This is a genomic window from Allobosea sp. RAF48 (assembly GCF_052114025.1).
In the GTDB taxonomy this organism is placed as follows: Bacteria; Pseudomonadota; Alphaproteobacteria; order Rhizobiales; family Beijerinckiaceae; genus Allobosea.
Map to the genome: position 1 here is coordinate 12767 of NZ_JBFRDZ010000016.1, position 21207 is coordinate 33973.

Annotated in this window: 19 protein-coding genes and 1 tRNA gene; 11 read left to right on the top strand and 9 right to left on the bottom strand. The window is 67.3% G+C overall.

What is annotated here, in order from left to right; genetic code table 11:
- Positions 1 to 223 precede the first annotated feature (223 nt).
- Genes AB4Z10_RS24560 through AB4Z10_RS24570 form a run of 3 tightly spaced genes read left to right on the top strand, consistent with a single transcriptional unit; the run spans position 224 to position 2915 of the window.
- Positions 224 to 916, top strand: a complete 693-nt coding sequence (locus tag AB4Z10_RS24560) for a glutathione S-transferase family protein (protein ID WP_441473031.1) — start codon at positions 224 to 226, stop codon at positions 914 to 916.
- Positions 814 to 2052 carry a tRNA epoxyqueuosine(34) reductase QueG gene (gene queG / locus AB4Z10_RS24565; RefSeq protein ID WP_441473032.1) on the top strand — a complete coding sequence of 413 codons (1239 nt, stop codon included), beginning with the start codon at positions 814 to 816 and terminating at the stop codon, positions 2050 to 2052. The genes AB4Z10_RS24560 and queG overlap by 103 nt, the downstream gene beginning before the upstream one ends.
- Positions 2049 to 2915: an SDR family oxidoreductase gene (locus AB4Z10_RS24570; protein WP_441473033.1), complete on the top strand. Its 867-nt coding sequence runs from the start codon at positions 2049 to 2051 to the stop codon at positions 2913 to 2915. The genes queG and AB4Z10_RS24570 overlap by 4 nt, the downstream gene beginning before the upstream one ends.
- A 6-nt stretch (positions 2916 to 2921) precedes the next feature.
- Here AB4Z10_RS24570 and olsB read toward each other — a convergent pair whose 3' ends face one another.
- The 5 genes from olsB to AB4Z10_RS24595 all read right to left on the bottom strand — a co-directional run bounded on the left by olsB (position 2922) and on the right by AB4Z10_RS24595 (position 8901).
- On the bottom strand, positions 2922 to 3794 hold the full coding sequence (gene olsB / locus AB4Z10_RS24575; protein WP_441473125.1) for a l-ornithine N(alpha)-acyltransferase: 873 nt from the start codon (positions 3792 to 3794) through the stop codon (positions 2922 to 2924).
- A 183-nt stretch (positions 3795 to 3977) separates the two neighbouring features.
- Entirely contained in the window at positions 3978 to 6065 is a 2088-nt protein-coding gene (locus AB4Z10_RS24580) for a hybrid sensor histidine kinase/response regulator (protein WP_441473034.1), read from the bottom strand.
- A gap of 165 nt (positions 6066 to 6230) precedes the next feature.
- Positions 6231 to 7784 carry a YifB family Mg chelatase-like AAA ATPase gene (locus AB4Z10_RS24585; RefSeq protein WP_441473035.1) on the bottom strand — a complete coding sequence of 518 codons (1554 nt, stop codon included), beginning with the start codon at positions 7782 to 7784 and terminating at the stop codon, positions 6231 to 6233.
- Between the two features lie 116 nt (positions 7785 to 7900).
- Positions 7901 to 8557 carry a peptide-methionine (S)-S-oxide reductase MsrA gene (gene msrA, locus AB4Z10_RS24590; RefSeq protein ID WP_441473036.1) on the bottom strand — a complete coding sequence of 219 codons (657 nt, stop codon included), beginning with the start codon at positions 8555 to 8557 and terminating at the stop codon, positions 7901 to 7903.
- Positions 8558 to 8640: 83 nt separating this feature from the next.
- Entirely contained in the window at positions 8641 to 8901 is a 261-nt protein-coding gene (locus AB4Z10_RS24595) for a hypothetical protein (protein ID WP_441473037.1), read from the bottom strand.
- A 231-nt stretch (positions 8902 to 9132) separates the two neighbouring features.
- Between AB4Z10_RS24595 and AB4Z10_RS24600 the strand changes: the two genes are divergently transcribed.
- A tRNA-Ser gene (locus AB4Z10_RS24600) sits at positions 9133 to 9222 on the top strand.
- Between the two features lie 180 nt (positions 9223 to 9402).
- On the opposite strand, the gene AB4Z10_RS24605 is transcribed toward AB4Z10_RS24600, so the two are convergent.
- Positions 9403 to 10854, bottom strand: coding sequence for an aromatic amino acid lyase (locus AB4Z10_RS24605; RefSeq protein WP_441473038.1), 1452 nt, complete (start codon positions 10852 to 10854; stop codon positions 9403 to 9405).
- A 228-nt stretch (positions 10855 to 11082) separates the two neighbouring features.
- Here AB4Z10_RS24605 and AB4Z10_RS24610 point away from each other — a divergent pair, with 228 nt between their 5' ends.
- From AB4Z10_RS24610 to AB4Z10_RS24630, 5 genes are all read left to right on the top strand, one after another.
- A complete protein-coding gene (locus AB4Z10_RS24610) occupies positions 11083 to 11952 on the top strand; it encodes a fumarate hydratase (protein ID WP_441473039.1) in 870 nt (289 codons plus the stop codon).
- Complete coding sequence (locus AB4Z10_RS24615; RefSeq protein ID WP_441473040.1) at positions 11952 to 12590, top strand: fumarate hydratase C-terminal domain-containing protein; 639 nt, start codon at positions 11952 to 11954, stop codon at positions 12588 to 12590. The genes AB4Z10_RS24610 and AB4Z10_RS24615 overlap by 1 nt, the downstream gene beginning before the upstream one ends.
- Positions 12587 to 13570 (top strand): NAD(P)H-quinone oxidoreductase, encoded by a 984-nt coding sequence (locus AB4Z10_RS24620; protein ID WP_441473041.1) that lies wholly within the window; start codon positions 12587 to 12589, stop codon positions 13568 to 13570. Before AB4Z10_RS24615 ends, AB4Z10_RS24620 begins: the two co-directional genes overlap by 4 nt.
- Before the next feature lie 242 nt (positions 13571 to 13812).
- On the top strand, positions 13813 to 14616 hold the full coding sequence (locus tag AB4Z10_RS24625; RefSeq protein ID WP_441473042.1) for a DNA-binding transcriptional regulator: 804 nt from the start codon (positions 13813 to 13815) through the stop codon (positions 14614 to 14616).
- Positions 14617 to 14700: 84 nt separating this feature from the next.
- A complete protein-coding gene (locus AB4Z10_RS24630; RefSeq protein WP_441473043.1) occupies positions 14701 to 15687 on the top strand; it encodes a Bug family tripartite tricarboxylate transporter substrate binding protein in 987 nt (328 codons plus the stop codon).
- 193 nt (positions 15688 to 15880) lie between these two features.
- Here the strand turns inward: AB4Z10_RS24630 and AB4Z10_RS24635 are convergent, their stop codons facing one another.
- Genes AB4Z10_RS24635 through AB4Z10_RS24645 form a run of 3 tightly spaced genes read right to left on the bottom strand, consistent with a single transcriptional unit; the run spans position 15881 to position 18557 of the window.
- Positions 15881 to 16813 carry a DUF6282 family protein gene (locus AB4Z10_RS24635; protein ID WP_441473044.1) on the bottom strand — a complete coding sequence of 311 codons (933 nt, stop codon included), beginning with the start codon at positions 16811 to 16813 and terminating at the stop codon, positions 15881 to 15883.
- A gap of 11 nt (positions 16814 to 16824) precedes the next feature.
- Complete coding sequence (locus AB4Z10_RS24640) at positions 16825 to 17745, bottom strand: cupin domain-containing protein (RefSeq protein ID WP_441473045.1); 921 nt, start codon at positions 17743 to 17745, stop codon at positions 16825 to 16827.
- A gap of 11 nt (positions 17746 to 17756) precedes the next feature.
- Positions 17757 to 18557 carry an HpcH/HpaI aldolase family protein gene (locus AB4Z10_RS24645; RefSeq protein ID WP_441473046.1) on the bottom strand — a complete coding sequence of 267 codons (801 nt, stop codon included), beginning with the start codon at positions 18555 to 18557 and terminating at the stop codon, positions 17757 to 17759.
- A 185-nt stretch (positions 18558 to 18742) separates the two neighbouring features.
- Here AB4Z10_RS24645 and AB4Z10_RS24650 point away from each other — a divergent pair, with 185 nt between their 5' ends.
- The gene (locus tag AB4Z10_RS24650) at positions 18743 to 19753 is read left to right on the top strand and encodes an amino acid ABC transporter substrate-binding protein (RefSeq protein ID WP_441473047.1); all 1011 of its coding nucleotides are present in this window, start codon (positions 18743 to 18745) and stop codon (positions 19751 to 19753) included.
- Between the two features lie 91 nt (positions 19754 to 19844).
- Positions 19845 to 20936, top strand: coding sequence for an Ldh family oxidoreductase (locus AB4Z10_RS24655; RefSeq protein WP_441473048.1), 1092 nt, complete (start codon positions 19845 to 19847; stop codon positions 20934 to 20936).
- Positions 20937 to 21207: the final 271 nt, after the last annotated feature.

A 21207-nucleotide genomic window follows, 5' to 3' on the forward strand; every position in this document is an offset into this window, starting at 1 on the left:
CCGGGCGTCGGTCGTCGTCTCGTCGGCTTACGCCCAGCCCTTTGCAAATTGGTTACCACTTCGCGAAGGAGCCGGGACAAATTGTATGCTCCCGCATTGCCGCGGCTTGTGACGTTTTTCGGGCATGATTATAGCAAGCCCGGTCGCCCCTTCGGATCGCTTGAAAGTCCGGCGGCCCTGCTTCCGACGCATTTTGCCTGCTTCACAAGTCTTCATGAGTGCCATGGCGACCCTGTACCATTACCCGCTATGTCCGCATTCGCGTTTCATCCGTCTCGTACTTGGCGAGTTCGGCATGGAGGCCGAACTGGTCGAGGAACGCGTCTGGGAGCGGCGACGGGAATTCCTCGAGCTCAACACGGCGGGGACGACGCCCGTCTTCCAGGAGCAGAACGGGTTGCCGGTGCCCGGCGCCGGACCGATCGCGGAATATCTCGACGAGACCCGCGGGCTTGCGCTCAGCGATCGCCGTCTCCTGCCGGAAGGCCCCGGCGAGCGCGTCGAAGTGCGCCGCCTGCTCGACTGGTTCAACGTCAAGTTCCATGAGGAGATCACCGGCCCGCTGGTGCTGGAAAAGGTGATGAAGCGGTTCATGAGCCGCGACGAGGGCGGCGGACCGCCGGAAATGAGCGCGATCCGCGCCGCCCGCGCGAATGTGCGCTATCATTTGCGCTACATCTCCTGGCTGCTGGCCAAAAGGAACTGGCTCGCGGGCGCGCAGCTGAGCTATGCCGATCTCGCGGCGGCGGCGCATCTGTCCTGCGTCGACTATCTCGGCGACGTGCCCTGGGAAGAGGATGAGGCGGCTCGCTCATGGTATGCGAGGATCAAGTCGAGACCGAGCTTCCGGCCGCTGCTGAGCGACCGCGTGCCCGGCATGTCTCCGAGCGCCCATTACGACAATCTGGACTTCTGAGCGGCGAGAAGCTGAAGCGCGCCGTCACCGAGCGGGCGCTCGGCGAAGGCTTCGCCGTGATGCGCGTCGCCGCGGCCGATGCCATCCCGGAGGCGCCGGAGCGGCTCGAAGCCTGGCTCGCCAGCGGCTATCAGGGCGAGATGGGCTGGATGGAGGAGCGCCGCGACCAGCGCGCCGATCCGCGCCGACTGTGGGGCGAGGTTCGCTCCGTCATCATGCTCGGCATGAACTATGCGGGCGACGGCGATCCCCTCGCCACGCTGGCTCAGCCCGACAAGGCTACGATCTCGCTCTATGCGCGCCGCCGCGACTATCACGACGTCATCAAGGGCAAGCTGAAGAGCGTGGCCGGGTTGCTCGCCGCGCGCGGCGGTGCCGACGTCAAGGTCTTCGTCGACACTGCCCCGGTGATGGAAAAGCCGCTGGCGCAGGCGGCCGGCCTCGGCTGGCAGGGCAAGCATACGGTACTGGTTTCGCGTGAGCACGGCTCCTGGCTGCTGCTCGGCGCGATCTACACCACCGCGGAGCTGCCCGCCGACGCGCCCGAGCGCGATCATTGCGGCTCCTGCCGGCGCTGCCTCGACATCTGCCCGACAGACGCCTTTCCGGCGCCCTACCGGCTCGATGCGCGCCGCTGCATCGCCTATCTCACCATCGAACATCCCGGCCATATCGATGCGCAATTGCGGCCGGGCATCGGCAACCGCGTCTTCGGCTGCGACGACTGCCTCGCCGTCTGTCCGTGGAACAAGTTCGCGCAGACCGCACAGGAAACCCGGCTCGCCCTCAAGGACGAGCTCGACGGGCTGGACCTCGCCGCACTCGCCCGCCTGGACGATACCGCGTTTCGTGCACTCTTCGCCGGCACGCCGGTGAAGCGCACCGGGCGCGACCGCTTCCTGCGCAATGTCCTGATCGCCATCGGCAACAGCGGCCGGGCGGAGCTTGCCGAAAGCACCCTGCCCCATCTCGCCGATCCCTCGCCGCTCGTCCGCGCCATGGCGGTCTGGGCTCTCGGCCGGCTCGCCCCCGAACACGCCAGCAAGCTCGCTGCTGGAGGTCTCGGCGGCGAGAGCGACCTGCAGGTGCGCGCCGAATGGCTCGCGCTCACGCCTCAGACGGAAGACGCTGCATGAACATCCTGATCCTCGGCCTCGGCTATTCGGCCGGCTTCTTCGCGCGCGCCGCACTGGCGCGGGGATGGGAGGTGACCGGCACCGTCCGTTCCGCCGAGAAGGCGGTCCATCTCAGCCGCGAAGGCATCCGCACGCTGGTCTTCGACGGCTTCGCCGTATCGTCGGCGCTCGGCAAGGCGGTGGCGGAAGCCGACGCAGTGCTGGTCTCGGTGCAGCCGTCCGAGGATGGTGACCCGGCGCTCGGCCCGCTGCGCAGCGCGCTCGCTGCGGCGCCTAACTTGCGCTGGATCGGCTATCTCTCGACGATCGGCGTCTATGGCGACCAGGGCGGCGCCTGGATCGACGAGGCCACGCCGCCCGCTCCGACCAACGGCCGCACCCGCCAGCGCGTCGCGATCGAGGAGGCCTGGTTGCAGCTTGGACGCGACAGCGGCAAGCCGGCGCAGATCTTCCGTCTCTCTGGCATCTACGGCCCCGGCCGCAACGCCATCACCAAGTTGCGCGAGGGCAAGGCGAACCGGCTGATCAAACCGGGCCAGGTTTTCAACCGCATCCATGTCGACGACATCGCCGGGGTGCTGATGGCCTCGCTGGCGCAGCCCCGCAACGGCGCGATCTACAACGTCACCGACGACGAGCCGGGGCCGCCGCAGGACGTAATCACCTTTGCGGCCGAACTGACCGGCCTCGAGCCGCCGCCGGAAACCCCGTTCGAACAAGCGCAGCTCTCACCGATGGCGGCGAGCTTCTACGGCGAAAGCAAGCGTGTCTCGAATGCGCTGGTGAAGCGGGAATTAGGCTATGCCTTCCGCTATCCGACCTATCGCGAGGCGCTGCGCGCGCTGGCGGCAGCCGGCGAATAGTTTCCGTCAGGCCGCGCGGCGCGGGGTCTCGCCGCCATAGTAGTCCGTGTAGCGCTTGTCGATGGCCGAGACCGGCAGCACGACGAGCACGTCGGTCGTGCCGAACTGGCGGTCGATCACGGCGCCGGTGCCGAAGCGCGCGCCGATCCGGAGATAGCCCTTGATCAACGGGGGCAACTCCTTGAGCGCGAGCTTGGCGTCGATCAGCTCCGACGGCAGGCGATCCATGCCGACGAAATGCTCGGGATGCGCAGTCGCGGCCCATTCGCCCTGCGAGCGAGCCTGATGGTGCAGGAAGCTCAACGGCAGGGCCAGCGAGTCGGGATCGGTCCCGTCGAAGGAAGCGCAGCCGAACATCGCATCGATGCGGTGATGCTGGAGGTAAGCCCAGATACCCGACCAGAGCAGCTCGACCGTCCGCTTGGTGCGGTAGGGCTTCAGGACGCAAGAGCGGCCGAGTTCGAGGAAGCGCTGACCGGGATGGCGCGCGAGCAGCGGCGCCAGATCGAATTCGCTCTGCGTGTAGAAGCCGCCGAGCCGTTCCGCGGCGCTCTGGCGCATCAGCCGGTAGGTGCCGACGACCTTGGGCTTGATACCGCCGAAGCGGCCGCGCGCCGCATGATCGATGACGAGGAGATGGTCACAGGCCTTGTCGAAGCGGTCGGCGTCGCGGCGGAACATCCGCGACACGACATCGGCCTTGGCCGACATCTCCTGGTAGAACACACGGTAGCGCAGGCGCTGCGCCCGCCAGATCTCGCGCGGGCCGCGCGCCAGCCGAACCTCGAGCGAGCCTAGCCGGCCGAGCGTTCCCGAAAGCGGGGGAGCCTCGCCGGGCTCGGCGCCGAAACGGCGCATCGGAGCGCCCGCGATAAGCATCAGCGGCGCGAACCTGGTGAACGGATTGCCGGCTGAAAATCGGGAGGGCAGCGCGTTCTTGCTGTCAGAAACGTGCAATGCCATTGCGAATCTCGGTCCCTCAGCCGCGTTCGGCCTAGAGGTAGGCTTGCCCGGAGCATCTTACAACTTCGCGACAGAACTGCGTCGATGGGATGACTACCGTCAAGCCGAGAGGCTGCCCGCCGGCGGTTGCGACAGGCGCTCGAGCCAGCGCAGCAATGCCGCGCGCTCCAGCGGCTTGGCGAGGCAGTCGTCCATCCCCGCCGCCAAAGCCGCCTCCTGATCGGCTTCAGCGACATTCGCCGTGACGGCGACGAGCGGCAAGCCGGAGGCGCGCCCGAGCCGGCGCTCGAGCGCGCGGACGGCGCGTGCGCAGTCGAGCCCCGTCATCACCGGCATGCGCACATCGAGAAGGGCGAGCGCCAGCGGCGGAGCAGCGCCGGCAAAGCTCGCCTCGACGCGCTGCAGAGCCTCGCGCCCGTCGCGCGCCCAGAAGGCGATGCAGCCGAAGCGTTCGAGCGTCCGAACGACCAGCAGCGCGTTGATTTCATTGTCCTCGGCCACGAGCACATGGAGGCCCGTTCCGGGCACGTTGCGCGCGGATGCAGCGACATTCGCGATTTCGCCCATCGCCGGCAGCATGTGCGGGAAGTCGGCATCGAGCCGTTCATAGAGCGAGCGCGTCCGCACCGGCTTGATGAGAAAGCCGGAGAAGCCCGCCGTCTGCGGCGCACCGAACTGCCGCCGCTCCAGAGGCGAGAGCAGGATCAGGCAATCTCGGATGCCCGACGCAGCGACCGCTGCCGCAAGATCCTTCGCCGGCATATCGCCGAGCGCGTGGTCGATCAGAACGGCTGTCGGAAGGGTTTCGCCGATCAGCTTCACGCGCGCCGCCTCGACAGTCGTCGCGACAGAGACCGCCGCCCCGGTCACCCGGACCGCTTCCGCCAGAAAGCGCGCCGCGAACGGAACGGGCGAGACCAGCAGGATATGCTGATGCGGCCAATGCGGAATGCCCGGACGCGCAGCATCGGAAGCTGCCGCGAGCGGCAGGGTGACGCGGAAGGTTGCTCCTTCGCCTAGCCGGCTTTCGGCCCTCACTTCGCCGGCCATCAAGCCAACGAGGCGCCGGACGATCGCCAGCCCGAGGCCAGCTCCGGACTGCCGTATGCCGGCACCGTGCTCGACCTGTTCGAATTCGCTGAAGATGTCGTCGAGCCGGTCGGCGGGAATGCCGGGTCCGGTATCGGCGACGGTGATCTCGACATCTGCACCCGACAGACGCAGGCTAAGACCGACACCGCCGGCTTCGGTGAACTTCACCGCATTTCCGACGAGGTTGAGCAGAATCTGCCGCAGGCGGTCGCGGTCGCCGATGAGGCGCGTGGGCAGCTCGGGCGCAATATGGGCGGAGAGCTCGATGCCCTTCGCCTGCGCCCGCGGCGCCATCAGTTCCGCCACCGTCTCGACCAGCTGGACGACGTCGAAGGGCTCCTCGACCAGCTCAAGCTTGCCGGCCTCGACCTTGGCGAAATCCAAGATGTCGTCGACCAGGGCGAGCAAGGCCTCGCCGGAGGTCCGCAGCGCCGCGATGTAGGTTGCCTGCTCCGCGTCGGGGCCGGTATCCGTCAGCAGGTCGGCCATCCCCAGGATGCCGTTGAGCGGCGTGCGGAACTCGTGGCTGACGGTGGCGAGGAAGCGCGATTTCGCCTCGCTCGCGGCTTCGGCCCGGGCGCGGGCCTCGACGAGGGCGTCCTCGCCGGCGATGCGGGCGGAGATGTCGCGCCCGACGCGTTGGATGAGGGCCCTCCCGCCGTTTCCCGGAACCGCCGTCTCCACCCAGGAAATCCAGCGCTCGCCTTCATAGGTCGCCAGGCACTCATCGAAGCTGCGCGCTCCGCCTTCGAGCAGCTGCGCCGGCCGGCTGGCGAGTTGCGGCAATTGCATCTTGCTGCCGACGAGGTCGACCTCGCTCGCGCCGAACAGCGCCCCATAAGCCCGGTTGGCATAGACGATGCGCGCACCGTCCCGCCTGACGATCAGATCTCCCTGGGCCTCGATCAGGCTGCGATAGCGTTCCTCGCTGTCGGCGAGGGTCCAAAGCCGGTCATTGAGATTCTCGGTGTCGCGGAGCAAAGCGGCGACCTGCCGGCGCAGCTGTTCGCGCTGGAACAGGAGCCGAGCGATCAGCACGCATAGCGCGAGCGCTGCGCTTCCGACGATGAGCCATGACCAGAATGACGAAGCCATGCTCCTCGATCTAGCGCTCGTCCCTTGAGAAAGGCGCCTGCGAACTCCGCGGATTCGCCGCTCGGCCTTAAGGGTCGGTTAACCCCGCGGACTTCCAGCCCGTTGTTTTATCGCACTTTCTTCAGCCGAACCGGCGTCCGCTTCGCTCGAAAACGCGCCATGCGATCAGGCCGCCTGAACGAGCTCGCCCCCGCGCGCGCGATAGGACAGCGCCTCCGCCAGATGCAGCCGCCCGACCTTCGCCTCGCCATCGAGATCGGCGAGCGTGCGGGCCACCTTCAGCACGCGATGATAGGCGCGGGCGGTCAAGCGCATCGCCTCCGCAGCATCGCGCAGAAGGGCGAGCCCGGCATTGTCGGGCCGCGCGATCTCTTCCAGCACCGGCGGGGGGCAGGCTGCGTTGGTGGTGACGTGGCCCAGGCCGCGCTGAGGCAGCTCCAGCGCCTCGAAGCGCGCACTCTGGATCTGACGGGCCGCAGCGACCCTTGCGGCGACTGTGGCCGAATCCTCTCCCGTCGAGGGCAGGATCAGGTCGGCAGCCGTGACCGCGGGAAGATCGATCGCGATATCGATCCGGTCGAGCAGCGGACCGGACAAGCGAGTCTGATACTGCGCCATGCAGCGCTCGTTCGGCTGTCGGCGGCAGGCGAAGCCGGGCTCTGTCGCCTTGCCGCAGCGGCACGGGTTCATCGCCGCCACGAGCTGGAATCTGGCGGGATAGGAGACCCGGTGATTGGCGCGGGAGATCAGGACATCGCCGGTCTCCATCGGCTGCCGCAAGGCATCCAGCACCTGAGGCTGGAACTCGGGCAACTCATCGAGGAAGAGCACGCCGTGATGGGCAAGCGAGACCTCCCCCGGCCTGGCATGAAGGCCGCCTCCGACGAGCGCTGCCATCGAAGCCGAATGATGCGGCGCCCGGAACGGGCGGCGATCGGTCAGCGCGCCGTCGGCAAGATGGCCCGCGACCGAGAGCACCATCGAGACCTCGAGCAGTTCGCGCGGCGAAAGCGGCGGCAGAATCGACGGCAGGCGGCTCGCCAGCATCGACTTTCCGGCGCCCGGTGGACCGTTCATGAGGAGATTGTGCCCGCCGGCCGCAGCTATTTCGAGCGCGCGGCGCGCGCTCTCCTGCCCCTTGATATCGACCAGATCGGGCAGAAATCCGCCTTGACGGGCCACTGCCGGCTCGGGCCGCGCCATCACCTGCGTGCCCTTGAAATGGTTGGCGAGCTGGATCAGGGAGCGCGGCGCGAGGATGTCGATATCGGCGGCAGCCCAGGCTGCTTCCGGGCCGGAAGCGGCAGGACAGATCAGACCCTGCCCTCTTGCATAGGCTGCGATCGCTGCCGGCAGGACACCGGCCACCGGAGTGATCGAGCCATCGAGGGCGAGCTCCCCGAGCACGGCATAGCCGGCAAGCGCATCGGCCGGGATCGCGCCGATTGCCGCCATGACGGCGAGCGCGATCGGCAGATCGTAGTGGCTGCCCTCCTTGGGCAGATCGGCTGGCGCCAGATTGACGGTGATGCGCCTGGCCGGCAGGGCAAGCCCCGAGGCGATCAGCGCGGCGCGCACCCGTTCGCGGCTCTCGGCGACGGCCTTGTCAGGCAGCCCGACCAGAATGAAGGCGACGCCGCCGGCCGCGACCTGCACCTGAACATCGACGGCGCGCGCTTCGATCCCCTCGAACGCCACCGTCGCGACCCGCGTCACCATCTCGGCCTCGCCCCATTCCCCATAGGAACGCTAGCGGAGCTTCAGCGGCAGCGCAAGAACATATCAAGAACTTAAGGCGAGACAGGGAGGCGATCGCCTCCCTGCCCGGACAACGCTCAGGCTTCGACGCCCAGGCCGATCTGGCAGGCGACGCCGGTGCCGCCAAGGCCGCAATAACCCGCCGGGTTCTTGGCGAGGTACTGCTGGTGATAGTCCTCGGCGAAGTAAAGCGTCGGCGCCTCGCGGATCTCGGTCGTGATCGGGCCGTAGCCCTTGGCGGCCAGCGCCTTCTGGTAGTCCGCACGCGATCGCTCGGCGGCGGCCTTCTGCTCTGCATCGTAGGTGTAGATCGCGGAGCGGTACTGCGTGCCGATATCGCCGCCCTGGCGCATGCCCTGAGTCGGGTCATGGTTCTCCCAGAAGATCCTGAGCAGATCCTCATAGGAAATCTTGGCGGGATCATAGACCACCAGCACGACCTCGGTGTGCCCGGTCAGGCCGCTGCACGCCTCCTCATAGGTCGGATTCGGCGTGGTGCCGCCGGCATAGCCCACGGCCGTCACCCAGATCCCCTCGCCGCTCTGCCAGAACTTGCGCTCGGCGCCCCAGAAGCAGCCGAGCCCGAACAGCGCCTTGCGCGTGCCTTCCGGATAAGGGCCAGCCAGAGCGCGCCCGTTGACGAAATGGGTTTCAGCGGTGGGAATCGCAGCAGGGCGGCCCGGCAGGGTCTCGGCCGCCGTCGGCATCTCGGTCTTCTTGCGCAAAGAGAACATTCCTCGCTCCGTTCGTTCGAGCTTCGGCGCCTATGTAAGCCTCCGGCGGCCCTTCGCACAGGGGGGCTTCGCGCACACGGGCTTCACCGACGCGTGACGATACCGATCTGCGGCTCCGGCTGCCGCCCCAGCCATAGCAGCGCGAATCCGAGCAGAAGCGCCGCGAGCGCAGTCGGCATCCGCATCACCGACAGCAGCACGGGATCCCAGAGCAAGGGATGGATGTTGCGTTCGACAGCTGGCTGGAGCTGCGCGTAGCGCTCATGGATCAAGGCGGTCAGGGTTTCGCTCAACGCCGTGAAGCGCAGGGCGGAGTTGGCGATGGAACGGGCGCCGTCGATCACGAGCGCTACGAATCCGGCCGCAACGGACAGATATCCCAACAGTCGCAGAAGAAACCTCACCTTGCTCCCCGTCTCAGTTTGCCACTCGCGTATCTGACTGCGGCCCCAGCTCCAAGATGTGCTCATCCCAGGGGCTCAGCGCAACCGGACGCGCAGGTTTTAGGGGATTGTGCAAAACCCTTCATCTCGGGCCTTGAAAGATGCTGGCCCGGCAGTCATAAGCAGCGCGCCGGACAGGTGGCCGAGTGGTTGAAGGCGCACGCCTGGAAAGTGTGTATACGGGAAACCGTATCGCGGGTTCGAATCCCGCCCTGTCCGCCAGCAATTCCCAAAAGATGATTTTTGAGAGCGCTCAACCGCCTCAAGAGCTCGACCGGCTTCGCGAGTGTTTCCGGATGGGATCCAGAAGCTCGTTAGCAAGCCGATGGAGCGACGCAGCCTGACAGCGCGCCAGCCGCTGGAGGTCGGCGCCGCCTGCTTTCGGATCGGCCACTGGAGCCATCAGCCGAGAGTGAGCATGCTCCGGATCTCGGCGTCGCATTGGCCGATATGCTGCAGCAGCGGATCGATATGGGGCACCCTGTCGCCAGCCGCGGCGAAAGGAGCGGCCTCGCGAACCAGCGCATGGAGCCTGCCCGTCACGGCGCCGAGCGGGGCGGCCTTCCGGATATCGACGGCTTGCGCGGCGACGAGCAGCTCGATCGTTGCGATCGAGCGGCACAGGCCCGCCACCTCGGCCGTCTTGCGGGCCGCCAGCCCGGCCATGCCGGCCCGGTCGAGATTGCCGTTGGAATGGCTCGAACTGGCGAGCTCGTGCACGACCGGCGCGGTGGCGAGCCGTGCCTCGGACGTGATCGCCTTGTGGAACTGCGCCAGCCCGTTGAAGCCGGGAAGGCCCACGCCATCCTCCTCGATCAGCCCGACGGTGAGGCCCGACCAGAAGGAATCGACCAGCTTCGCGACACGTTCCGCCGAGCTGGTCATGACCGGGGCGAATCCCAACCGGGCAACGTCGAGCGCCATCGACAGCGAGACCGTGTCGAAATTGGCGACGGAAATGAGCGCCTGCTCCTCGATCGAGACGATCGGGTTGTTCTGGCTCGCCCGCAGCTCGGTTTCGACCTGGCCATAGGCGAACTCCAGGCTATCCGCCGCCGTGCCGTGGAGCAGCGGCAATGAGCGGAAGCTCAGCGGGTCCTGCAGATGACGCGGCCCGCCCTTGGCGAAGAGATAGCTTCCTGCGAGGTAGTGGCGGATCCGCGTGCCATGTCGATTGAGCCCGGCGAAGGGGCGCGACTGCAGCGCGGCTTGCGAGACGATCGACGGGTTGGCGGCGAAGCCCTCCATGCTCAGCGCGGCGATCAGGCTCCAGAGGTCGAGGCTATCGCGCAGATCGGCCATGGCCAGCGCCGCGGTGCCCAAGGCGAGCGCGCTGGAGTTGAGCAACGCGAGGGCTTCGCCGGCCTGCAATTCGAGGTCGCCATAGAGCGCCAGTGCCAGATCGGTGATCGGGGCCATGTCGCTCTGGCCCATCGAGCCCCAGATGTGCACGTCGATCGTGCGATCCTCGTTCAGCGCAGCAGCCAGCCGCTCGGCCAGCAGCGGCCGAACGCCGAGGCGCCCGCCCGCCATCGAATTGAGCAGCACCGCCATCATCGCCCGGACAGCCTCATGCGGGGCGAGAGGCCCGTGTGCGACATTGTGGGTGAGCAGCAGGCGGCGGTTGAACTCGGCGATGCGATCGGGCGCGAGCGGCACGCCGGTCTTGGCGCCGACGCTGGTGGTGACCCCGTAGACCTTTTCGCCGCGCGCCACCGCATTGTCGACGACGGCGCGAGCAGCCTTCATCCACTGAACCGCATCCGCCGTGACCGAGACCTGAGCCTTCCCCCTGGCGATGCGGACGAGCTGGTCGATCGTAAGGTCGAAACCGGTAATATCCACATGGCTCATGGCAGATCCGTCCCCAGCAAGGCTGCCCAGTGTTCGAGGCGTTCGATGCCCCCTTCACCGGGCTCGTTCTTCAGCGTGCGCAAGCACCTCTGACCGATTCCGTGCTTATCGGGAAGCGGGCGGGCGCGGCGGGCAAAGACCTCTGTTTCATGCATTGAAATGCCGCATGCACAGCCCGCCATCGCCCTGGGATCGGCTAGTTTCGCGCCGTCGAAACGGGCGCAGCGCATGGCCATCACCTACGATCTGGTCAAGGAAGTCACCGCCGATCTCTATGATTGGTCGCTGCGCCGGATTCCGGAATCCTCGAAGGCCGCGTTCCGCGAAGCCCTCGCGACGGAAACCGAGCCGCAGGCGCGGCAGACGCTGGCCTTCATGCTCGACAGCGCCGAGCGTGCCGAAGAGACCGGCAAGTTCCTGTGTTCGGATGCCGGCGTGCCCAGCTACACCATCAAGATCGGCTCCGGCGTGCGCATGGAAGGCGACATCCGCCAGGCCATCGTCGACGGCTTCGCCGATCTCGTCCGGACGATCCAGCCGCCGATCCTGCGCTTCGTCACCAACCCGCTGACCAACGAACGCAGCTATCACGGCAAGGACATGCCGCTGGTTTCCTATGAGCTCGTCGGTGATGTCGACTATCTCGACATCACCTGCGCGCCGAAAGCGCTCGGCGGCGGGCGCTGGGCGGCGGTCGAGACACTGGTCAGCCCGAGCCTCGAGGAGATCGAGCGCTGCATCCTCGAACTCGTGCTGCGCGCGGGCGGACAGCATTGCCCGCCGGTCGTCGTCGGCGTCGGCATCGGCGGAACCTTCGACCACGCCGCCAAGCTCTCCAAGGACGCGACTTTGCGCCCCTTCGGCGAGCGCAATACCGAGCCGATGGTCGCGGATATGGAGGAGCGCCTGACCCGCGCCGTCAACCAGATGGGCTTCGGCCCGATGGGTGTCGGCGGTTCGACGACCACCTTCGGCGTCCATGTCGAATACGCCTCGGGCCACGGCTTCACACCGGTCGCGGTTTCGTTCAACTGCTGGATCAACCGGCGGACGCGCGCCCGGATCTACAACTCCGGCACGGTGGAGCGGATCGAGTGATGGGCCCGTCCCTGCCGCGCATCACCTTGCCATTGACGCCCGAGGCCGCGCGGACGCTGAAGCTCGGCGATGTCGTGCTGCTCGACGGCGACGCCGTCGCGACCGTCGGCATGCCCACGCAGAAGCGGATGGTCTCCGAGCTCGAAGCCGGCCGCGAACTGCCGCTGCCGCTGCGTGGCGGCTCCTTCTTCCACATGGGCGTCAGCTATGAGGAGGCCGCGACCGGCCCCGGCCCGCTCCACTACGTCAATCCGACCACGTCGAGCCGCTTCGACCACCTGATGCCCTCCCTGATCCGGACGCTCGGACTCAGCGCAACCGGCGGCAAGGGTGGGCTCGGAGCGGAAAGTGTTGCGGCGATGCGCGAGGTGGGCTGCGTCTATTTCTCCTTCGTCGGCGGCGCTTCCGCTTTGCTGAGCCAGGGCGTTCAGGCCGTGACGGATTGCGCCTGGACCGACCTCATCATGCAATTCCGGCTGAACCGCATCCGGCTCGACGGCTTCGGCCCGGTCATCGTCGCCATCGATGCTCACGGCAACTCGATCTATGAGCGCCTGATGAATTCGGCCCGCGAGCGGATGCCCGAGATCCTGCAGTCGCTGCGCCCCTCTCCAGACGACACAGAGAGACCCCAATGAAAGTGATCGAAATCACCCGGCCGGGCGGCCCTGAGGTCCTGGCCTTCGGCGAGCGTCCGCTGCCGCAGCTCGGCCCGGCCGATGTGCTGATCCGCGTGCGCGCGGCCGGGGTGAACCGTCCCGACATCCAGCAGCGGCGCGGCCTCTATCCGCCGCCGCCCGGCGCGACCGATCTTCCGGGGCTGGACGTTTCCGGCGTGGTCGAGGCGGTTGGTGCCGAGGTTGCGTGGCCCAAGGTCGGCGATGCCGTCTGTGCGCTCGCCAATGGCGGCGGCTATGCCGAGCTCTGTGCAGTTCCGGCCTTGCAGTGCCTGCCCTTGCCTGATGGATTCTCCTTCGCCGAGGCGGCCGCGCTGCCGGAGGTGTTCTTCACCGCCTGGAACAATGTCATCTGGCTCGGCCGGCTGGCTGAGGGCGAAACCCTGCTGGTTCAGGGCGGAACGAGCGGCGTCGGTATGGCCGCGATCCAGATTGCGAAGCAGTTGCGCGGCGCGCGCGTGATCGCGACCGCCGGCTCGGCCGAGAAGCGCGCGGTCAGCCTGGAGATCGGCGCCGATTTCGCCATCGACTATCGGGCAGACTGGGTCGGGGAGATCGAGGCTGCGATCGGCAAGGAGAAGGTCGATGTGGTGCTCGATTCGCAGGCCGGCCCCTATACGGAAAAGCAGCTCGGGTTGCTCGCGCCGGATGGGCGGGTCGTTCTGATCGCCAGCCATCTCGGCCAGACGGCGGAGGTGAACGTCCGCAACATCGTCCGCCGCCGGCTAACCCTGACCGGATCGACGCTCAGGCCGCGCGATGCCGCCTACAAAGGCCGGATCGCGGCCGAACTGGTCGAACAGGTCTGGCCGCTGCTCGCCAGCGGCAGGGTCCGCAGCCATATCTGCGCGACCTTCGACTGGGGCGATGTCCGCGATGCGCATGCGCTGATGGATGCGGGCGAGCAGATCGGCAAGGTGGTTCTGACCATGCCGGCCTGAACCTTTAGGGTGCGTGAAAGACGGCGTCCTGCGCAGCCCATTCGGCTCCATGGCGGCTTTTGATCGGGTTGAAACCCTACCCGTCATTGCGAGGAGCGAAGCGACGAAGCAATCCAGGGGGACTGGGTGGGAGGCTTCAGCCCAGTCCACTGGATTGCTTCGCTACGCTCGCAATGACGGTTCTGTCGGGCCGAAAACCACTCTAGAGTCGGCGTTCGTCTTCGTCACGCCGGACCCGCAGAGTGTTCTCGTTCGCGCCCGTTCAATCCGTCCTCAAGGCACTCAGGCTGCTGACCGAGGTCAATCGCTGCAGTGCGGCCACCGTCGGCGAGTTGCACCGCCGCACCGGCCTGCCGAAGCCGACCATCGTGCGCCTGCTAGAAACCCTGATCGACGCCGGCTATGTGACGCGCGATGAGCGCGTGCGCGGCTATCTCGTCACCTCGAAGGTGGCGCATCTGAGCTCGGGCTTCCATGGCGCGCCGATGGTGATCGAGGCGGCACGCCCGTGGGCTACGGCGCTGACACGGCAGATCAAATGGCCCTGCGCCGTGTGCCTGCTCGACTATGACGCGGTCATCGTGCGCTTCAGCACAATTCCGGACAGCCCGATCTCTCCCTTCCACGCCACGCTCGGCTACCGCCTGAGCCTGGGTGGCCGGGCGCTCGGGCGCGCCTATCTCGCCTTCTGCCCGGACGAGGAGCGCGCCGTTCTGCTCGCGGCGATGCGCGCCTCCTCCGATCCCGAGAACAGCAGCCTCACGGACGAGGATATCGAGCGGCTGATCGCCCAGGCCCGCTGGCGCGGCTATACCGAGAGGGACGCTTCGACCGAGCCCCGCAATTCGACGACGATCGCGGTGCCGATCAGGCTCGGCGAGCGCTTGCTCGCGACCTTCGGCGTCACGTTCTTCCGCTCGGCCGTGGCCACTCCCGAGGACAAGGCGCGGATCATCCACCCGTTGAAGAAGGCGGCGGCCAGCATCGAGGCGCAGTTGGAGGCCCTGTCGCAATCCATGGGCGTTGCGTTTCAAGGGGAGAAATAGCCGGCCTTTTCCGCAGGCCGCCTGCCGCTCGCCCCTAGTCTCCGGCCAACACGTCCGAAGAGGCGTTTTCCGGAGGAAATCTCGATGGTGCGACAGCTCTCACGCCGCAATTTCATGGCCTCGGTCGCCGGAGCGGGCCTTCTGGCCGGCCCGCGACAGGCCTTCGCCGACACCTGGCCGAGCCGTCCGACCAATATCGTCGTCCCCTTCCCGGCCGGCGCCTCGACCGACGTTGTCGCCCGGCTTCTGGCGGAGCGGCTGCGCGGCGAATTGGGGCAAGGCTTCGTCGTCGAGAACAAGACCGGCGCCGGCGGCAACATCGCCGCGACCAGCGTGGTCCGGGCCGCCGCCGACGGCTACACGCTGCTGTTCTCGTCCTCGGGGCCGCTCGCGACCAACAAGCTGCTCTACAAGACCATGCCCTTCGATCCGCTCGCCGATTTCACGCCGATCGCGCTGCTGGGCGATGTCCAGGGCATCGTCGCGGTGCATCCCTCGCTGCCGGTTTCGTCCTTCGCGGAGCTCGTCGCCTATGGGAAGGCCAATCCGGGCAAGCTGACTTTCGGCAGCCCCGGCTTCGGCCTGATGGGGCACATCACCGGCGAGCTGATCCAGCGCAAGGCCGGTTTCCAGATGACTCATGTGCCCTATCGCGGCTCGGCGCCGCTCGCGACCGACCTGCTGGCCGGAACCGTGAATGTCGCGATCGACTTCATCCCGGCCTATATCCCGCTTGTCAAAAGCGGCGCGATCCGCGGGCTCGCGGTCACCAGCGACCAGCGGGCGCCGCAACTGCCGGAGGTGCCGACGCTGTCGGAGGCCGGGCTGCCGGGCGTCAATGCGACAGGCTGGTTCGGGCTCGTCGGCCCGAAGGGTTTGCCCGAGCCGGTCGTGGCGCGGATCGCCGCGATCGCCCGGGCCTATGTCGAAAGCGCGGAGGGGCGCGAGAAGCTCAGCGTGATCGGCGTGCGTGCGCGCAGCGGCGATGCGGCGGCGCTGCGGACCGCCCAGACGCAGGAGATCGCCAGATGGGCCGATGTGATCAAGGCCGCGGCGATCTCGCTCGATTGAACGGTGTGTCGAGAGCCTGCTCCAAGAAGCAGAGCGGCCCGGGGAAACCCGGGCCGATTTTCGTTTCACTCTAACTGGTGTCATCCCGGACGCAGCGAAGCGGAGATCCGGGATCCATGCCTGAATCGTTCCGGCATCGATCCCGGGTCAAGCCCGGGATGACGGCGTGGTTCGGAGCTAGAGCGAGCGCGCCTTATGCCGCGGCGTCGAGCGCGAGCAGCTCAGCGGCATGCCCACCGGTCATCCGGCGGATTTCCGCTTCAGTGAATTGCAGGTCGAGCAGATGGCCGACGATCTCGCGGTAGCCATCGACGGGACGCGGCGAGCCGACGAGCCCGAGATCGGAGCAGAGAACCGTCTTCTCGACGCCGGCGACCTCGATCACGCGGCGCAGCTCCGGCGGCTCGAACTTCTTCGACTTGCCCTCGACGAACATGCAGATCGAATGCTCCATCACCGCGCCGAGCGAAACGAGATGGCGGATTTCCGCGTCGCTGCAATTGTTGACCATGTAGGTCGGGTGATTGACCAGGAGCTTTTTCACGCCGCGGGCCTTGGCCTCCTCGAACACCGCGAAGAGCTCGGCAGTCGAAAGGTGCCCGCCGGCGAGAATGATGTCGCCGGCCGCGATCAGGTCGAGGATCTGCTTGACCTCGTCCAGAAGCTTGCCGTCGGAGCCGAAGGCCGTGAGCGGGACGGGATCGAGCATCTTCTGCGCGGTCTTGGGAAAGGTCTTCACCGCCCCCGAAGCCAGCACGTCGATATGGTTCTTGGCCGAGAGCGTCGGCATCCAGACGATCTTGCCGCCGAGCTTGATGGCATGGTCGACCGCATGCGGGTTGAAGCCGCCCGACGCATTGTTGAGGGCGATGCCGGAAAACAGCCTGACGCCGGTATCCGGCACGAGCTTCTCAAGCAGGATCGCATGGGCCGTGCCGAGGTAGAAATGGTCCTTGTAGACGACGGCGCGAAACCCGGCTTCGGCGGCGTCCAGCATGGCCTCGTGATGGTCGAGGATGCGCGGCATGGCGGCCGGGCCACTATGGCAGTGAAGGTCGACGGCGCCGACCAGGAGATCGGCGATCTGGCGGCTGCGCGCGTCGGCATTCGCAGGAGAGGAGTTCATGTCCGTGGCCCTCACGCGGTTTCGCCGGGCATCGGATAATCCGCGGCGTTGATGACCCAGCCGGGCTTCTGCGAGAAATCCAGGCGGGGTGGGGAGAAGATGTCGATCATCTGGTTCAGCCCGGGCAGCACCGAGCGCGAGGTGTGGATCGACGGCGGCGGGATCACGGTGAGCGAGGGCGCCGCCATCAGCTCGTGCTCGTCCTCGCGCCAGATCCGCATGTCGGGCGTCCAGGGCCAGCGGATGTCGTGGATGTAACCGCCGTCGATGACGAGCGAGCCCTGCTCGAAATCATCGTGGTGATGCGGCGAGAGCGCCGTGATGTCGCGCAGGCCGCTCCGCGGGTCGAGGATGTTCACCATCAGCGTCGTGCAGCGGAAGATGCGGCCGAAACGCCCCTCACCGCCCCCTGCATCCAGGCTGTAGGCGCGGATCTTCCAGCCACCTGATGGTTCCGGCCAGGGCGTCAGCAATGCGACGTTGGCGTGGGGCTGCGCGTAGGAGGCCGCGTTGGAGCAGGCTGCCGCGAGATCGGGCGCGGCGCTGGAGAAGATGCGGATGAGGCGGCCTGTGCCCGTCGTCGTGATGCGCGATGCGCCCGGCGGGATGAAGGCGATCGAGCCGCCCGCTACCTCGACCGTCTCGCCTCCGGCCGAGACCGTCGCACTGAGCGTCTTCTCGGGCAGGATCAGGCAGTATTCGTCGGGCTGCGATGCCCGTTCCAGTACGGCTCCGGTTTCGGCGTCTGAATAGGCGACGATGAAGTTCTGGCCGCGCGCGAGCCAGGTCCTGAACCCATCGCCGGCCTGCTGCGGTGCCTCCGCATAGAAGCGGGCGTAGTCGGCGCCGGCATAGGCCTTGACCGGAGCAGCCTTGGCCGCGGGCTGCGCCGCCAATTGCGAACGGGGATCGCTGGAAGGGTAGTTAGACACGAATGGTTCTCCTATCGCGCGCCGGATGCCTCGACGCGGCTCCGGGCTGCCTGCATTTGCGAGAGCGCGTCGCTCGCGGCCTTGCGCAGGAAGCCCTGGTCCGAGGAGAGGATGAAGGCGCTGGCGCCACGGTCGGCGAAGGCGGCCGATTCCTCGCCATTGTCGGTCATCACGCAGACCGGTTTGCCGGCGGCCTTCGCCGCCCGGAAGATCGCGTCCACCGCGTCGCGGACGATCGGAGCGTCGCGGCTGGGCGCGCCGAAGGCGACGGTGAGATCGCCGCGCCCGATGAAGACGGCGTCGAGCCCCTCGACGGCGAGGATCGCGTCGATCCGCTCCAGCGCCGACGGGTCCTCGATCATGGCGATGGTAGCGACGGCCGCGTCGGACGCATCGACGAGGTCCCACATCTTCGACCCGCCATAGCGGCCGGCGCGGGTGACACCGGAGAAACCGCGCCGGCCGCCGCGATAGCGGCAGGCGGCAACGAGCGCCTCGGCATCGGCCACATCAGCGATATGAGGGGCGAGGACGCCGACGGCGCCGCAGTCGAGCACCGACAGGATGGCGTCCGCCGCCAGCGTGGGAACGCGGACGACCCCGGCGATACGGGCGGCACGGGCGGCCAGCAAGGCGATATCCGTGGCGTTGCGGTCGAAGGGCGCGTGTTCCTGGTCGATGACGATGAAGTCGTAGCCGCAGAAGCCGAGAATCTCGGTCGCATGGGCGGTCGGCGTCTTGATGAAGCTCCCCGCCAGGAAGGCGCCGCCGAGAAGGCGCTGGCGGAAGCTGTTCGGTGTGGGAGCCTGCATGATGCGACCTGCCGGTTTTCGATGGCCACGATGATGGGCATCGCCGCAGCCGCACGCGGCCGGAATTGGTCTCGTTTCACTTGACGAAATGCACCAATGCGCAACTGCCCCTGGGTCAGAAAGGCGGCAGGATCGGGCCGGGTTCAATGAAGCGGCGGATCCCACCGTCTGAAAGGCCATCCCAAATGAAGAAGCGCCTCCTGCTGATCGCCGGCCTCCTGGCCGCCTCCGCCCTGCCTGCCGCTGCCGGTTCGCTCGAAAACGTCAGGAACCGCGGCGAACTGGTCTGCGGCGTCAGCCCGGGGGTGGCCGGCTTCTCCGTCCCCGACGAGAAGGGGCGCTGGGGCGGCTTCGATGTCGATATCTGCCGCGCGGTCGCGGCCGCTGTCCTCGGCGACGCCGGGAAGGTGCGCTACACCCCGCTCAGCCCGAAGGACCGCTTTGTCGCGCTGCAGACCGGCGAGATCGACATGCTGTCCCGCCAGGCCACCTGGACCCTGTCGCGCGATACCCAGATGGGCCTGCGCTATGTCGGCGTCGCCTATTACGACGGGCAGGGCTTCATGGTCCGCAAATCGCAGAACATCGCCTCGGCCAAGGACCTGAACGGCGCCTCGGTCTGCGTGCCGACGGGCACCACGACGGAGCTCAACATCGCCGATTATTTCCGGGCGAACGGCATGAAATACGAGGGCGTCGCCTTCGAGGCCGGCGACCAGGTCGCCAAGGCCTTCGAATCCGGCCGTTGCGACGTGTTCAGCAACGACGTCTCCGCGCTCTCCGCCTACCGGCTCAAGCTGGTCAACCCGGCCGAATACGTCATCCTGCCGGAGCTGATCTCGAAGGAGCCGCTCGGTCCGGTCGTGCGCCAGGGCGACGAGACCTGGACCAGCATCGTCCGCTGGTCGCTTTACGCCATGATCAATGCCGAGGAACTCGGCGTCACCGCCGCCAATGCAGACGAGCAGAAGCGCACCGGCTCTCCCGAGGTGCAGCGCCTGCTCGGCGGCAACGGCAATTTCGGTGAATCGATGGGGCTGAAGCCCGATTGGGCCCTGCAGATCGTCAAGCAGGTCGGCAATTACGGCGAGGTCTACGAGCGCAATGTCGGCGCCGGCTCGAAGCTCGGCATCGGGCGCGGCCTCAACAAGCTCTGGACCGCCGGCGGCCTGCAATACGCTCCCCCGGCGCGCTAAGCGAGATCGTCCCGACCCGGCTCCGCCGGGGTTTGAAAAGTGCCTCGTACGCCCGGTCATCGCGCCGGGCGTGCTGCATCGAGGGGAGCCGATGTCGGTTTCGGATGTCTACCCTGCGGAAATCCTGAAGGGCTTCGCCGTCGCGCTGCTCGAAGCGGCCGGGGCGCCGCCCGACAATGCGGCCGTGGTGGCCGAAGCTCTCGTCGACGCGGATATCGAGGGACTGGCCTCGCACGGCTTGCTGCATCTGCCGATGTATCTGGACCGGATCGCAGGAGGCTCCGTCGATCCGCGCGCGAGGGGCGAGATCGTCGCGGATCTGGGCTCGCGCCTGACGATCGATGCCGGGAACGGGCTGGGGCAGGTCACGGCCGAGCGGGCCTGCGAGATCGCGACGGCCCGAGCCGCCGCGCATGGCGTTGCGGTGGTGGCCGTCCGCAACGCCTTCCATTTCGGCGCCGCCGGCCGCTTCGCGCGGAAGATCGCGCTGACCGGACAGATCGGCATCGTCATGGCCAATACGCGGCCGATGCTGCCCGCGCCCGGCGGTGTCGAAGCCGTCGTCGGCAACAACCCGCTGGCGATCGCGGTCCCGACCGGCGGCGAGCCCATCGCGCTGGATTTCGCGATGAGCGCCGGCGCGATGGGCAAGATCAGGCTGGCCGCAAGCAAGGGCGAGCCGATTCCGGAAGGCTGGGCGCAAACGGCGCAAGGCGAGCCGACACGGGACGCATTCGAGGCGCTGCGGGGTACGCTCCTGCCTGCCGCGGGGGCCAAGGGCTTTGGGCTCGCCGTCATGATCGATCTTCTGGCTGGCGGCTTGTCGGCCGGCGCCATCGGCGAGGCCGTGCAGCCGCTCTACGGCGATGCCGCCCGCCCCTATGCAAGCGCGAACCTGTTCATGGCGATCCAGATCGAAGGAATGCGGCCGATTGCGGAATTCGAGGCGGCGGCTTCCGGATTTTCCGATCGGATCCGGAGCTCGCGGACAGCTCCCGGGGGAAGCCCCGTACGGCTTCCGGGCGATCGCGCGGCGCAAGCGCGGAGCCGTTTCGACGGTTTCTGCGCTCTGGGAGCGGAAACGCTCGAGGCACTCAAAAGCCGCGCTCGCCGCCTCGGCGTCACGATCCCCGTCGCGCTCGCGGACGAAGGCAAAGGCCGATCAAATCACGACCCGCACTGATCGCGATCGTGCGCTCCCGGCGCAAAGGCTCCCGCCCGGCCATTCAAGGAAAGAAAAAGAAAAGCGAACGGCTGGCGCGCCATTCCGCTTCAAGCTTCGGCCTTCGGGCCTCTGACCGCCATGAGCATCGCGTAGCCGAGCAGGCTGAACGCAACAATGCCGAGGAGGTTGAGAGCAATGTCGATCATCTTGGCGGCCTGGCGCAACGTAAGGTAAATGATTCCTTACCTGCATCCGCTCGACCGCGCCAGACCCGGCTGCCCGATACTTA